At 63.9% G+C, this 14,625-nt stretch carries 13 protein-coding genes and 1 pseudogene; 10 read left to right on the top strand and 4 right to left on the bottom strand.

Annotated features, from left to right (window positions below):
- The 8 genes and pseudogenes from opcM to HWX31_RS17280 all read left to right on the top strand — a co-directional run.
- Nucleotides 1-469, top strand: a pseudogene (gene opcM, locus HWX31_RS17315) (multidrug efflux transporter outer membrane subunit OpcM); the annotation flags it as partial.
- Between the two features lie 44 nt (nucleotides 470-513).
- A complete protein-coding gene (locus tag HWX31_RS17310) occupies nucleotides 514-1,296 on the top strand; it encodes an AfsA-related hotdog domain-containing protein (protein WP_174965489.1) in 783 nt (260 codons plus the stop codon).
- A 33-nt stretch (nucleotides 1,297-1,329) separates the two neighbouring features.
- Complete coding sequence (locus HWX31_RS17305) at nucleotides 1,330-1,977, top strand: methyltransferase family protein (RefSeq protein ID WP_174965488.1); 648 nt, start codon at nucleotides 1,330-1,332, stop codon at nucleotides 1,975-1,977.
- Nucleotides 1,978-1,981: 4 nt separating this feature from the next.
- Nucleotides 1,982-2,923 (top strand): NAD-dependent epimerase/dehydratase family protein, encoded by a 942-nt coding sequence (locus tag HWX31_RS17300; RefSeq protein WP_174965487.1) that lies wholly within the window; start codon nucleotides 1,982-1,984, stop codon nucleotides 2,921-2,923.
- A gap of 116 nt (nucleotides 2,924-3,039) precedes the next feature.
- Nucleotides 3,040-5,796 carry a PEP/pyruvate-binding domain-containing protein gene (locus HWX31_RS17295; protein WP_174965486.1) on the top strand — a complete coding sequence of 919 codons (2,757 nt, stop codon included), beginning with the start codon at nucleotides 3,040-3,042 and terminating at the stop codon, nucleotides 5,794-5,796.
- Nucleotides 5,797-5,810: 14 nt separating this feature from the next.
- Entirely contained in the window at nucleotides 5,811-6,704 is an 894-nt protein-coding gene (locus HWX31_RS17290) for a UbiA prenyltransferase family protein (protein ID WP_174965485.1), read from the top strand.
- 601 nt (nucleotides 6,705-7,305) lie between these two features.
- A complete protein-coding gene (locus HWX31_RS17285) occupies nucleotides 7,306-8,007 on the top strand; it encodes an MBL fold metallo-hydrolase (RefSeq protein WP_244143762.1) in 702 nt (233 codons plus the stop codon).
- Between the two features lie 335 nt (nucleotides 8,008-8,342).
- Nucleotides 8,343-9,314, top strand: coding sequence for a LysR family transcriptional regulator (locus HWX31_RS17280; RefSeq protein WP_174965483.1), 972 nt, complete (start codon nucleotides 8,343-8,345; stop codon nucleotides 9,312-9,314).
- Between the two features lie 69 nt (nucleotides 9,315-9,383).
- Here HWX31_RS17280 and HWX31_RS17275 read toward each other — a convergent pair whose 3' ends face one another.
- Entirely contained in the window at nucleotides 9,384-10,565 is a 1,182-nt protein-coding gene (locus tag HWX31_RS17275; protein ID WP_174965482.1) for an MFS transporter, read from the bottom strand.
- Nucleotides 10,566-10,684: 119 nt separating this feature from the next.
- Between HWX31_RS17275 and HWX31_RS17270 the strand changes: the two genes are divergently transcribed.
- Nucleotides 10,685-10,927 (top strand): hypothetical protein, encoded by a 243-nt coding sequence (locus tag HWX31_RS17270; RefSeq protein ID WP_174965481.1) that lies wholly within the window; start codon nucleotides 10,685-10,687, stop codon nucleotides 10,925-10,927.
- 158 nt (nucleotides 10,928-11,085) lie between these two features.
- Nucleotides 11,086-12,219, top strand: a complete 1,134-nt coding sequence (locus HWX31_RS17265) for a helix-turn-helix transcriptional regulator (RefSeq protein ID WP_174965480.1) — start codon at nucleotides 11,086-11,088, stop codon at nucleotides 12,217-12,219.
- An 88-nt stretch (nucleotides 12,220-12,307) separates the two neighbouring features.
- Here HWX31_RS17265 and HWX31_RS17260 read toward each other — a convergent pair whose 3' ends face one another.
- From HWX31_RS17260 to HWX31_RS17250, 3 genes are all read right to left on the bottom strand, one after another.
- Entirely contained in the window at nucleotides 12,308-12,676 is a 369-nt protein-coding gene (locus HWX31_RS17260) for an antibiotic biosynthesis monooxygenase (RefSeq protein ID WP_059617637.1), read from the bottom strand.
- A gap of 75 nt (nucleotides 12,677-12,751) precedes the next feature.
- Complete coding sequence (locus tag HWX31_RS17255) at nucleotides 12,752-13,312, bottom strand: flavin reductase family protein (RefSeq protein ID WP_174965479.1); 561 nt, start codon at nucleotides 13,310-13,312, stop codon at nucleotides 12,752-12,754.
- Nucleotides 13,313-13,377: 65 nt separating this feature from the next.
- Nucleotides 13,378-14,541, bottom strand: coding sequence for an LLM class flavin-dependent oxidoreductase (locus HWX31_RS17250; RefSeq protein WP_059589865.1), 1,164 nt, complete (start codon nucleotides 14,539-14,541; stop codon nucleotides 13,378-13,380).
- Nucleotides 14,542-14,625: the final 84 nt, after the last annotated feature.

Here is a 14,625-nt window from a genome sequence, read left to right as displayed (position 1 = left end):
CACGGGGGCGTTCGGCTATGAGGCGTCGACGCTCGGCAGCCTGTTCTTGTGGTCGAGCCGCACGTTCCTGCTCGGGCCGTTCGCGGGCACGGCGCTGACGCTGCCGCTGTTCGACGGCGGACGGCGCGCGGCGGGCGTGCAGCAGGCGCGTGCGCAGTACGACGAGCAGGTCGCGAACTACCGGCAGCAGGTGCTCGTCGCGTTCCGCGAGGTCGAGGACAACCTCGCCGATCTGCGGCTGCTCGACGACCAGATCCGTGCGCAGGACGCGGCCGTCAACGCGTCGCGCCGCGCGGCGAAGCTGTCGCGCACGCAGTATCAGGAAGGCGAGGTCAGCTATCTCGACGTGATCGACAGCGAGCGCTCGGTGCTCGTGTCGCAATTGCAGGCGAATGCGCTGACGGGCACGCAGGCGGTGTCGACCGTGAACCTGATTCGGGCGCTGGGTGGCGGGTGGGGCGATGCGTAGCGTCGCAGGCATCTCGGGGCCCGACGAAATAATGCGAGGGAACTATGGACAAGGGACCGTTTCACGACTGCTTGAACGACTCATTGTTTATCGTTGGCGACTGCTGGGGCAACGTCGGGATCGACGACGGCATGATCAGCGTATCGGAATTCATTTCCGGATTGCGCGCGGGGCGTTATCACGCACCCCTGCCGACGCTGCGACCCGGATTCGGCGTGGACAATCGCGAGCTCGATGTCCTGCGCAGCGAACTGGAGCGGCTCGGCCTGGATCCGCTCGCGCTGAGCGCAATGCATCAGCCGGATAGCGTCGAGATTGCGCATACGCATAAACGGAACCCGCAGAACGTCCTGCTCGCGAAGCTGAAGCGGCTCGACGACGCGCACTACCAGGCAGCGCTGCGACTGACCCGCAATAACGAACTGCTGCTCGATCACGTCACCGGCTGCCATATCTCCGCGATGGTCATGACGGAAGCCGCCCGGCAGATGTTTCTCGCGGTGACCGAGCAATACTTCCTCGGAGGGGAGGCGGACGGGCAACACCGTTTCGTGATCAACGACTGGCAGGCATCGTTCGAGAATTTCCTGTTTCCGCTGGACGCCGTCATCGACTATCGAATCGAAGAGATCGAACGCGACAAGAGCGATCGATTGCGGTTTCGTGTCGAACTGCTCGTGAAGCAGGCCGGCTCGGTCGCAGCCCGGATCCGTATCTCGTTCACCGTGTTCGATACGGCTTGCCTGACCCGGTATGAAATGAAGCAAGCCGCCCGCACGGTCAGACGACTGAAGGCCTGCCTCGCCCATCCCGATTCGACGGAATGAATTCATCGGGCGCCGTGCCTGAGGAGGAACATCATGCAATGGTTCTTGCGCAAGTATCCGCTGCTCGTATTCCTGTCGTGTTGCCTGATATTACTGATCGCCGCAATCGGCGAGGCGACCCGCCATGCGTCACCCCTTCATCGGATCGGCATCGCGCTGGTCGCGATGTATCTGATCTGGCTTGCATGCGAGGCGCGGACCGCGATGACCAGCTCGGTCGAAAGCAATCTGTCGAGCGATCGCGGCACGGTCCTGGTCTACGGGGCCGCCAGGGTGATCACCGTCGCGAGTGCCTGCTTCGTGCCGAGTCACTGGGTCGAATATCGACCGTGGATGCCGGTGTTGCCGGTGCTCTTTTTCTTTGGCGTCGCGTTGCGGATCATCGCGATTCGCACGCTCGGGAAATTTTATTCCCACAAGGTGCGCACGCTCACCGATCACCGGATCGTGCAAACCGGGCCGTACCGGTGGGTAAGGCATCCGGCTTATGCGGGGATGTTGATTGCGCATGCATCGTTCGTGGCGTTCTTCCTGAATGGCTATAGCGTTGCCGCGTTCGTGATCATGCTCTTGCCGTCCATCGTCGTGCGCATCCGCTGCGAGGAGCGGGTCCTGTTCGACGTGGCCGGCTACGCGGACTACTCGCACGGCCGATATCGGCTGATGCCGTTCGTGTGGTGAAGCAATGACGGCATCGACGATCCTGGTGACAGGGGCAAGCGGCTTTATCGGTGAGGCGGTGTGCCGCCGGATGACCGAACTCGGGCATGCGTCGCGCCTGCGCTTGCTGGTGCATCGCCGGGCGCCCGGTTTTACCGGAACGGACACGATGGAATGCGTGCATGGGAACCTGACCCGGCCTGCCGGTTTGCGGGGGCTATGCGACGGCATCGAGACGGTGATCCACGCGGCTTCCGACGTCGGCGCCGATGCCGACGCGTGCGATGCGGTCAACCGGTCGGGCACGCGGGCGTTGGTCGACGAAGCGCGGCGGGCCGGCGTGCGGCGCGTGATTTACGTCGGCACGGCCGCCGTATACGGGGCCGGCGTCCATCGCGGCATCCGCGAGAACGAAGTGGCGCCGGTTCCGGTGTCGGCAGCCAGCCGCTCGCGGCTGGCTGCCGAGCAATGCGTGCTGGCGGCCGGCGGGGTCGTTCTCCGGCCGATGTTCATCATGGGCGCCGGTGACAAGTGGTTCTTGCCGACGCTGCTGCGGCTGATCGGCGGGTTGAACGCCTGGATCGACGAGGGGCAGGCCCTCCTGTCGTGCACCACGGTGGACGCGGTCGCTTCCGCATTGGCCGCAATTGCACTCGAGCCGGGCCGGGTCGCGCAGGGGGCCGTTTATCACTGCACGCATCCCGAGCCCGTTCGCGTGCGCGATCTGGTCGAGGCGGCGGCGACGCACGTCGATTTCACGCTGCCGCGAACATCGGTCAGCCTCCCCGAAGCGCTTCGACGCCTGCCGTCCGGCGTGAGCGAACGGCAGGCCCGTCTTTTCGCCGAGGATCACTGGTACGACGGCACCCGGTTATGGCAAGCGCTCGGCGCGCCGCCCGGCATGAAGGTGCTCGAGCGCTGCGACGACTACTGGCGGGGATACAGGCGCTGGCTGGCCGACGGGTAGGGGGCGTGCCCGGCATCGGCCGGATGGAAGCGCATCGGACGCATGATTCGTACAACCAAGATGTTGGCGTGACGGGAATTCGGAAGGACCATTCTATTGTCTGGGGAGAAACTGTAATGACTATCCTCTTGCCCGAGACGCAATGTCTCGATCCCAGGGAGGTCGGATTCAAGTTTTCGCGTCAGGCGGAACTGCGGATGGCGGGATTCCCGGTGCCGCGATTCCACTGCGTCCCGGTGTCGGTGTTCGATTCGACGGTCGCTGCCGTGTTGAGCGAGGTGCCCAGGCCATCTCTGGCCGACGGCGACCCGGCGGCGCTGAAGAGATGGTCGCTCGACATCAGGGCCCGGCTGGATGAAATGGTCTGCCCGGCCGATCTGGCCGGCGAACTGGTGACCGTGTTCGAACGAATTGCCATGGACGACAAGCTGGTCGCGGTACGGGCCTGCGCGGTCGCGGATGACGGCGGGCAGGGCGAAGACTCGGCCGACGATCCGTTTGCCGGATTGTCCGACAGCTTTCTGTACGTGCCGCTCGGCGGTCTGGTGACGTCGGTCATGAAATGCTGGGCATCGGCATTCAACGTCGAGATGATGCTGTACCGCCATAAGCGCGGACTGGATCCGGCCGGGGCGCGCATCGCGGTGGGCATCCAGACCATGATTCTCGGATCGCGCTCGTTCGTGGCCTTTACGCGGGACCCGCGAGACGCGTCGGATCGTTGCGTCATCGCCGCGGCATACGGCATCGGCGAAGGCGTGGTTCAGGAAAAGGCGGATATCGATCACTTCTTCGTCGAGCGCGATTCCGGAACGGTCGCCTCGCAGCTCGTCTCGAAGCAGCGGCTGGTCGGACTCGACCGTCGATCCGGCGCGATCGCCACGCTCGACGTGCCGCCGGACCTGGCCGACCTGCCGGTGTTCAGCGATGAGGTCGCCCGCTCGGTGGCCGAGCTGGCCGCCCGCGTCGAGCGGCATTTCGGCGTGCCTCAGGATATCGAGGGCACGATGTCGGAGGATGGCGCGATGCATCTGCTGCAGGCCCGGCCGATCGCGCCGGCAAGACAGGAGCGCAGCGACTGCCCGCGGCCGGGCCCGTTGCGTCCGGCCGGCATGATATGGAGCAACAGCAATATCACCGAGAGCTTCCCGGGCGTCACGTCGGCGCTGACCTTCTCGCTGGCCGCGCATTACTACGACGTGTTCCTGACCGACGGCTACCGGCGTTGGGGAGTTTCGCGCCGGATACTGCAGCGGAATGCGGACCACCTGAGCAACATGATCGGGCAGTTCGACGGCCGGATTTATTGCTGCATGAGCGTCTGGTACCACCTTCACGGCCATGTGCCGATCTTCTGGATGATGCGCAAGACGTGGGAGCGCTCCTTTTTCGGCGTCGAGCCCGATTCCGTCGCGACTGCGCCAGCCACACGGCGCACGTCGTTCCTGACGCGCGCCGCCGGCGCGTGTCGCGACTATCTCGGCATTGCGTCGCGTCTGGTCTCGCACCCGTTGCTGATCTCCCGCTTCCTGCGGCAATGGCGCGCGTTCGTGAACGGCAACCGCGACCTGGACGGCCTCGACGCGTCGGCGCTGATTGCCGTCTATCGCGAGATGTGGGCGATCGTCGCGGCTCAATGGGGCGTGACGCTGGTGAACGGCTTCTTCCTGGTGTCGCTGACCGGCTGGGTGCGCGCGCTGATTCAGCGATGGACGCCGTCGGCCAGCCCGGGGCTGTTGAACGGGCTGCTTTGCGGCGGCACGGAGAATCGCTCGGTCGCGGCGCTGAGATCGACCATTGCCCTGTCCGAGCAAGCGCGCGCGCATCCCGAGATGCTGCGCGCGCTGCTCGGTCCCGCATCGGAAGTGTCGATCTGGCGCGATCTCAAGGCGGGCCGTTACGGACATGCGCTGGCCGACGCGGCAGACCTGCATCTGCGCCGGTTCGGCGACCGCAACCTCAGCGACCTGAAGCTCGAGGCGCTGACGCCGCGGCAACAGCCCTGGAGACTGATCGGGCAACTTCGTCCGTTCGTCCAGCAGCAATTGACCGTGGAAAGCAGCTGCCGGATCGAGGCGCGCTCGCGCAGCGACGCCGAATCCGAGCTGCGCGAGCATTGTCGGTCACGGGGCAAGCGCGTTTTGCTGCGCAGCCTGGTGAAGGCGATGCGATGGTTCATGCGCATGCGCGAGGACACGCGCTTCTGTCGCAGCGAGCTGTTCGGAATTTCCCGCGAAGTCTTCATCCGGCTCGGGACGGCGCTGGTGGACGCCGGGTTGCTGGATCGACCCGACGACGTCTTCGATTTGTCCGTCGACGAAGTGCTCGGTGCGTTCAGCGTCAGCGGCACCGTTCCCGACAGCACATTGCGCGTCCTTGCCCGGGAGCGGGCCGCGCTTCGGCGAAAGCAGGCGCAATTGCCGGACCCGCCGAAGACGATCAAGGTCTCGGGCGCCGGCCTGCGCACGTCGACGATGCGGTCATGTCGCGAGGACACGCATGGCGACAGGGCGGCCTCGGCGTCCGCGGACGTCCGCCTGCAGGGCATCCCTTCGAGCAGCGGCGTGGTGCGCGGCAGGGCGCGCGTCGTGCTCGACCCGGCGACCGTCGAGCCGAGCTCCGTGCACGACCAGATCCTCATTGCGAAGGAAACGGATCCGGGCTGGCTCTTCCTGATGCTGGCGGCCAAAGGGCTGATCGCGGAGCGGGGGACGCTGCTGTCGCACACGGCCATTACCGGGCGCGTCCTCGGCATACCGACCGTGGTGTCCGTGCCCGACGCCACGCGACGCATTGCCGACGGCGCGTGGATCGAACTCGACGGCGCGACCGGCACGGTGCGTCTGTTGCAACTGGAGGAAGTGACATCGTGATCGCACGTTTGAGATTGTTCGTCGTCGAGTCGTTTCCGTTGCGATTCTTCATTCCGTATTCGCTCATTTATGCATTCGGACTGACGGGGCTGCTCGCCGCGACCGACGGCAGGATCACGGACTGGACGCTAGGCTTCAGGCTGTTGATCAGCGCCGCGACACTGGCGATCGATCAACTGGTGATCCGGGCGCTGGACGACATCCGCGACCTCGACTATGACCGCCGCTACAATCCGGCACGCCCGCTGGCTCGAGGTGCAGTCCATCGTTCGGACCTGATCGTCCTCATCCTGGCCGGTGTGCTCTTCGTGCTGGCGATCAATGCGGGTCGCGGCATGACGGACCTGATCCTGGTGATCCAGCTGATCTACCTGGTCTTGCTCGCGGCGATCGAGAAGTGCTTCGACTGGCCCGGCGACGGACAGCTGCTGACGAACCTCGCGGTCAGCTATCCGATCCAGCTGGCATTGAGCGTCTACCTGTACGCGGACTTGCTGGCCCAGTATGCGCTCACGCCCACGTGGCCCGGCGTGCTCGTGATCCTGGCGGCGGCCGTCGGCCTGCTGCACCTGGAGCTGGCGCGCAAGGTCACGCGCAAGCCCAGGGAAGGAGAGCGCACCTATGTGCGTATTTTCGGCGTTCGGAATACCGTCCGGATCGCGTCGTCCTGCGCGGTGCTCACGAGCCTGATCGTCGTCGCGCTGCTTCAGCCGTGGGCGAATCCGCCACGCAGCGCATGGGGCTGGGCGGCGCTGCTGCCGCTGATACCGGTCGTTATCGGTCGACTGAAATTCAACGACCCGGCCTTGCCCCGATGGCCGTTGCGCTATGCGGCGTGGTACATCCTGGTGATGTATGCGTCGTTCCTGATCGTGGGCGTGGCGACGCTGAGCAAGCGGATCGCGTGATCGCTCGCCGACGGCACGCGCTCGCGGCGATTCGCGACATTTCTGTCGTGTAAGAAAATACTGCCGGGCCGTTTATGGCCTTTGATCGTTCGGATACCATCCAAAAGCGATCGGGGCCTTCGCAACAGGTGGATCCTTGCTGTCCTGCCGGCATGATTTGCCGCACCGGCCGATCGCGCCAATCCGGCATGCCGCACCATCGATTCGATGTGGACGGTGTAACCCGTTCATGCGTCAACGATCTCGATTCCGTCGGTCGCGCGCAACGTTCGAGCGAACTGCCCTCGGCTGTCGCCGAAACACCCGGCAGGCAATTCTTTTGATAGGCATTCGAAGCGAGGGCCTGCGTCCCTGGGATGATGCGCGAAGCGAAATGATTTACCCCGGAATATCGAAAAGCGTAACCGTATATAAGGAAGCTTAAATGACGTCCCCCCGCAACTATCAAACGCCTGGCCTGAATCGTCGAAAAATCGGCGATCTCCATGTCACGATGATCAGTGACGGTTATCTCGATGCGACGACCGATTTGCTGAATGGAATCGATCGTGCGTCGGCCGACGAGATTTTGCGCAAGCGGGGCGTAGCCGACGTGTCACGGATGAACATCAACGTGTACGTCGTGCAGGACGCGAAGCGCACGATCCTGATCGACGGCGGCGGCGGCGGATATAACGGCTGGGGCGGAAGGCTGCCGGTTGCGCTGGCCGCTGCCGGCATCGACCCGCTCGATATCGACACGATTCTGCTGACCCATGCACACCCCGATCACGTGGGCGGCCTTGCCGGCCCGCTGGCGACGCCGCTGTTCCGCAACGTCGAGCGGCTGCTGATTCATCGCGCCGAGTTCGACTTCTGGAACGATGACGCCAACCGGCCGGGGGCGCCCGCGGAAATTCGACCCTTCTTCGATATCGCGCAAAACGTCTTCCGTGCGTACGAGCCGCAACTGGTGGCCTTCGATTCGGAAGACGTGCTGGGCGGAATCCAGGCCGTTCCGTTGCCGGGGCATACGCCGGGGCACACCGGGTATCTGATATCGGACAGCGGACAGGCGCTCCTGGTGTGGGGGGACGTCGTACATTTTCCTCACGTCCAGATCGAGCGTCCGGAGGTGACGATCGCGTTCGATCATGCGCCCGACGAAGCGGCCGTGGCGCGAAGCCGGTTGCTCGACCGCGTGAGCTCGGAAGACCTGCTCGTCAGCGGCATGCACTTCAACCTGCCTGCATGTGCCCGCATCGAGCGGCGCGGCGCCGCATACGCGCTGACGTACGAGACCTGGTCGCCGGCCCTGGTCTGAGCGGACGCCCCCGGCTGAACGGCCCGCGCCGATGTCAGGCGCGGGCCGTTCATATTCGACGATCCGATATGCGCCCATAACCGACCGACGGACGGTGCGGATCGACTTGCCTGCCGTTTCAGTCGGTGGCGGCGCCGCTATTGCATCGCGCGCAGTGTCGCGGCCGCTGCGATCACAGCCGACGGCCGCTCGCGTGCGTTGTGCGTTACCGAGGACATTACCCAATGACAAGGCGTTCAATTATCTTAAAATATAGAACGTACGCCCACATTGAATACGTGCATATAATATACAACGCGCACCCACATCGAATACGCGCATATTGGGGATTCGTATTGGACAAGCTAAACGGCGTTACCGTTTTTGTGCAGGCAGCGGAGACTCGCAGCTTTGTTGCAACCGGCCGGTCTCTCGGAATTTCCGCGTCGGCGGTCGGAAAGAGTATTTCGCGTCTTGAGGAAAGGCTCGGCGTGCGGCTTTTCTATCGCAATACCCGCAGTATTCACCTTACGCCGGAAGGTGCGCTGTTCCTCGGACACTGTCGGCGCATTCTGGGAGAAATCGAAAACGCCGAGCGGGAATTGTCCAAGGCCAGAACGGCGCCGCGCGGCAAATTGCGCGTCAGTCTTCCGCTCGTCGAAAGCCTGCTGCTGTCGACGCTGTCGTCGTTCATGGCGCGCTATCCCGAAATCGAACTCGAGCTGGATTTCAGCGACCGGCTGGTCGACATCATCGACGAAGGTTTCGACGCGGTCATCCGCACTGGAGAGTTGCGCGATTCGATGCTCATGTCGCGCAAGCTGTGCTTGTTCCGGATGCTGCTGGTGGCGTCGCCGAGCTATCTCGACGAGCACGGCGTCCCCCAGCATCCGGACGACCTGATGCGCCACGCGTGTCTGCATTACAAGTTCCCGACGTCCGGCAAGCTCGAGCAATGGCCGATCGAACGCAGTTCCAGCGCATTCGACTTTCGGCTGCCCGTGACGATGGCCTGCAACAACGTGACGACGCTCGTCTATCTGGCGAGGCAGGGGCACGGCATCGCATGCCTGCCGGATTTCGCCGTGCGCGATGCGCTGGTCGACGGCTCGCTGAGGACGGTGCTGGACAACCACGCGGGTGATCCGAACATTTTCTGGATCCTGTGGCCGTCGAGCCGGCACGAGTCGCCGAAGCTGCGCGCGTTCATCGATCATTTGACGGAGCACCTGTTTGCGCCGGCAAGCGACATGCGGACGGCGCCGGGCATCCTGGGGCCCCTGGCCGCAGACAAGCCGGCGCTGGAGCGGCTTGCGCCGTCGACGTAGGCGGGCAGCGCGGCGCTCGAGCGGCTGGTGGCCGGATGCACGATGGCGATCCGCGACGGCATGCCGGCGTCAGCGCGCGGCGGACAGGGCGCTTTCCCGCGGCACGTCGCCGTAGTAGAGGATCTTGATGGCGATGAAGGCCAGCGCGACGGCGGCGAACATGAGGCCGCTCCAGATGGTTCCCTGAATCCCGATCCTGGAGAGGAACCATCCGCCGGCGGTCGAGCCGAAGACCACGCCGAGGTTGATGAACGAGATGTACACGCCGGTCGCGAACTCCGGCGCTTCCGGGGCTTCCGACGTCAGCCAGATCTGCGTGACGATCAGCCCGCTCGTATGGATGGCGCCCCAGAGCAGCGCGATGACGATCATCGGCGGCAGCGATGACGTACAGAAGAAATGCAGCACCAGATAGGCGGCGCTCAGCGCGATCGGATGCATCACCGTCGTTCGCACCTTGTCCTTCGCGAGCAGCTTGCCGGCGAGCAGATTGCCGGTGACGCCGCCGATCCCGAATATCACCAGCACGACACTGATGAGCTCGCCGCTCATGTGGGCTTCGAGGCGCAGGTATTCGGCGGAGTAGCTGTACACCGAGAACATCGCGCCGAAGATCGCGGTCGACGCGGCGATGTTGAGCCACAGCGGGACCTTGCGCAGGATCGCGAGCTGCTTGCCGTACGAAATGCGTTCGGTCTTGGCGGCATCGGGAAGCTTCGCGAGGATGCCGAGCGCGGCGATGAAATTGACCGCGGCGCTGAACAGGAACGACGCCTCGTAGGAAACGCGCGCCGCGATCCACGTCGTGATCGGAATGCCGAGCACCATGCCCATGCTCGTGCCCACGAATGCCTTCGCGGAAGCATGGGTGGCCATGTTCTTCGGATAGAGCGACGCAGCCGCGACGAAGGCCAGCGAGAAATAGACCGGGTGGAACAGCGCCGGGATGATCCGCGAGATCGTCAGCGTCGCGTAGTTGGGCGCATACGCGGACAGCACGCTGCTGGCCGAGAAGATCAGCAGCGACAGCATCAGGACTTTCTTGCGGTTGAAGCGCGACATCAGCAGGACCATGAACGGGCCGCCGGCAGCGACGACGAGCGCGAAGAGACCCACCAGGAAACCGGCCTGCGAAGCGCTGATGCCGTAGCGTTGCGTAATGACCGGGAGAATGCCGACCACGCCGAATTCGATGGAATAGACGCCGAACAGGCCGAGCGCAATGAAAAATATGGGATGCAGTTTTTTCACACAATCTCCTTCATTCGTTGCCCGCAGGCTTCGAGCAAATCAACGACTCGATTCGATGCGTGGATGGTAAGTCGATGCGGAAAAAAGAAAAATAGTCTCTAGTTCCGTGGTTTGATGACTTGCGTGTCCGCAATCGCGTGCGCGAGGCCGGATTCGGCTGCGGCAATGGTGGATTTCGCGTTATCGAACGCGCGCGAATCGATATATTCGAACCGGGATATGAAGCGGCGAATTGTGGATATTTATTCGGTTCACAATGGACTGAAATGGGCGCAATTTTGTTGATTTGTATGTATTATGATCGCGGCAGCGCAGCATTTTTTGAAAAGGATGGCTTCCGGCAGTTTCTTTTGCGTTCCTAATTGAGTTTTGTGCCGATTTGATGTGCACATTAAGGGAATGCGTCGACCGAGGCGATCAGTGATTGCCCGGAATGTCGTCCTGGTGCGCGCCGTTTCATGAGAGTGCCTAACTATCCAAACGAATATCAAAGGCGTTGAACGCCTTAAGGGCATTGATAATGAAGGTTGAGATTCTCGATGATCTTCTGTCGAAGATATACGATACGGCTCACGATGCATCGCTCTGGCACATCGCGCTCGCGGCGCTGGGCCGGATGCTGGAAGCCGAGTCCGGTTCCTTGCTCTACATCCCGCGACCGGGAAGCGGCTGCCAGCCGATCGAAATCACCTACGGTGCGCCCGACGACGCGTTCAGGAAACTGACGTATACGTTGAGCCGCGGCGAGGGCTGCCAGCCGTTCGAGTATGTCGGCCCGCAAGGCGAGGTCGTCAGGATCAACGTGAAGGAGGGCGGAGACGGGCAGGGCTTGCCGTGGCTCGTCGGCTCGACGAGCGGGCGCGACATCGGGCAACTGCTGCTTGCGGTGTTTTCCTGGAACGATACTTTCGTCGGCGCGATCGGCTTCAAGACGCGCATGCGCGGCGAGCCGTTCGCGCAGGGCGATACGCAGCTGCTTTCGATGTTGCTGCCGCATATCCGCCGCGCTCACGAATTGAAGGCGCGGTTCGAGGATATCGCCGGCGTGAACGAAACCGCGCTGCTTGCGCTTGGCCGGCTGTCCTACGGCGCGGTGCTGCTGGCGTCCAGCGGCGAGGTGATCCGCACGAACAACGAAGCGGACCGGATCTGCACGGCGTGCGACGGCATCGCGATCTCGCAGCGCCGCTTGCGTTGCGCCGACGCCGAAAGCGATCGCAGCCTCGCCGACACGTTGCGCCGAACCGTGTTCCGGTCCTGCGGCGACAGCGCGAAAACCGTGCTGATCACGCGTCCGTCCGGCAAGCGTCCGTATATCGCGTGGAGCGTGCCGGTCGAGCATGCGCGGCCGGACGCGTCTCGAAGCCCGGCGTACACGATGATCATCATCAACGACCTGGAGCGGCCGAAGAACAACCTGCACGCGTTGCACGAGCTTTACGAGCTGACGCCCTGCGAAGTCGACATCGCGATTGCGCTGGGCACGGGGGCGGAAGTGTCGCGTGTCGCGGAAAGCCGGCGCGTGTCGGTCAATACGGTCCGGACCCAGCGGGCCCAGATCTACGCGAAGCTCGGGATCAGCAGCCAGAGCGAACTGATCCGGACGCTGGCGGCGCTGCCGCAGCACGACATGCAGTTGTGCCAGGCGACGTGAGCACGCCGCGAAAGCGAAAGCGGGCGGTCCGCTTGCGGCGGACCGCCCGGAACGGACGGCGCGATCGTGGCCCGGTTATGCGGCCCGGTTATGCGCTGACAGCAGCGGCGGCCGTCTCCGGCGTAATCAGATCGGTCACCTGATAAAGGTGATATTCCCAGGTCCCGGTTTCCTTCAGCCCGTTGTAGCGCGACAGGAATTCCGGGTCCGTGAAGAGCTGGTCGAATTCGGCCTTGCTCGTCCACTTCGCCTGATTGATGACGGTCTTGCCGTCGACGCTCTTGTACAGGCGGCTCCACTGGAACGCCGGGTAGGTGCGCGCAACGTAATTCACGGTCACGCGCAGCACGTCGAGCGCGGCATCCTGCTTGCCTTCGAAGACGTGCACGACGTTGACGAGCACGACCTCGTGGGGATTGACGGAATCGGGCGTCGTCGAAAGCGTGTCATTGGCCATAGCAAACCTCGAGTCGGGTTGAGTTGAGAAAGCGGGGAGCGGCGGCCGTCGTCGTTTCGACGGCCGCCGGTTGCGTCACGCCGGCGTCGCGAGCCCGGCTTCATGGAGGCTGTTTGCCGGCACGCGGAGCTCCGGCAGCGCGCAGGCGCCGGCGGGCATGCCGTCCTGCCACAACAGCGGGGAAATGGCGTCCGCCGCGCTCGCCGCGCGAACCCGGCCGATCACGACCTCGTGACTGCCGTACGCGAACTGGCCGTCGACGTCGCAGAACAGGTTCGCTTGCGCGCCGGCGAGAAACGGCAGCGCGTGGCGCTCGTCCCACGTGCCGTACGCGAACCGCTCGCGGCTCGGCACCTTCCCGGAGAACACCGGAATCAGGTGACTCTGGTCGGAGCGCAGCAGGTTCACCGAGAAGCGCCGCCGGCGCAGCAGCGGCTCGCAGATGCTCGCCGAGCGGTTGATGCAGACGAGGATGGCCGGCGGGTCCGACGAAACGGAGCTGACGGCGGTCGCCACCATCCCGAAGCGCTCGGATCCTTCGTCCGTCGCGATGATGGAAATCGTCGAAGTCAGACGCCGCATCGCTTTCTTGAAGCTCGCGACGACGGCGTCGTCGGGCTGGGAACGATCGAGCATGACTTGATCCTTGATGAGAATGTCGTAGTGGAGGGCGCGTCGCGGCCGCGGGCGGACGACCGCCGTCACGCGATCCGCACGCGTGCGTGCGGATACGTGCCGCGCAGGCCGGCGTCCTCCATCAGCGGCAGCACGCCGTCGACGAAGTCCTGAATGCCGGTGTGATAGTCGAGCCACGTCAGGCAGATGCCGTCGATCCCCCAGTCCGAATACTTCTGGAACTGCGAGACGATCATTTCCGGCGTCCCGACGAGCGGCACGCCGGCGAACCCCGCCTTGATGTGGTAACGGAAGCGTTCGGCGTCCTCGGTCGACTTGAACATGCCGCTTTCGATGCCGATTTCCTTCGTGACGTTCGTGCAGGCCAGTTCGTCGCCCATCTGGTTCACGTAGTAGTCGAGATCGCGCTCGGCCTCGGCGAGCGTGTCGCGCTGGATCACGTACGCATAGCACCAGATCTGGATGTCGCGGCCGAATTCCTTGCGGGCGAGATCCCGGTAGGACTGGATCTGCGCGCGCGCGACGTCTTCGCCGTCCTGGTACTTGACGATCAGGTAGGCGGCGTCGCAATGCTGCGCGCAGAACCGCTTGCCGCGCGGCGAGCCGCCGGCGTTCATCAGGAACGGACGGTTGAGCGGCTTCGGCTCCGAGAAGCCGCGCTCGATGTTGAAGTACTTGCCCTTCAGGTCGAACTCGCCCTGATGGGTCCACGCGCGGCGGGCGACCTCGAGCCACTCGTCCGCATGGTCATAGCGCTCGTCGTGCTCCCGCATCGTGCCGTCGAACATCTTCATCTCCGCGCTGTTCCAGCCGCAGATAATGTTCAGCCCGAAACGGCCGCCGCTGATGTGATCGATCGTGGTGGCCTGCTTGGCCGCGAACAGCGGGTGCACGGTCGAGACGTGCGACGTGGTGAGGATGCCGATCTGGTCGGTGACCGATGCGAGCCCCGCGGCCCACGTATAGGTTTCATACGACACGCCCATCGGGTTGCTGTCGCCGCCGAAGCCGCGCCACCGGCCGACCGGCAGCAGCGCCTCGAAGCCGGCGCGGTCGGCGGCCTTCGCGACCTTCAGGTTGCCGAGCCAGTCGTCCGCCTTCAGGCGCTCGGGCGCGCGGGTGAACGTGCAGCCGCCTTCGATGTTCAACGCGAATACGCCCAGCTTCATTTGATTGGTGCTCGTCAGCATCGGATTGGGCTTGCGGGTCGCGTAAGTCAGATTGGCCATGAAGTTCTCCTTGGAAAGGGCAACGCATGTGAGAAGAAGACGCTGATACGACGGAATGGATGACGCGCACGCGCGACGGAATGC

This window comes from Burkholderia ubonensis (assembly GCF_902833085.1).
Taxonomy (GTDB): Bacteria; Pseudomonadota; Gammaproteobacteria; order Burkholderiales; family Burkholderiaceae; genus Burkholderia; species Burkholderia ubonensis.
Note: the sequence above shows the minus strand (reverse complement) of the source record. Positions and strands in the feature narration are given on the sequence as shown.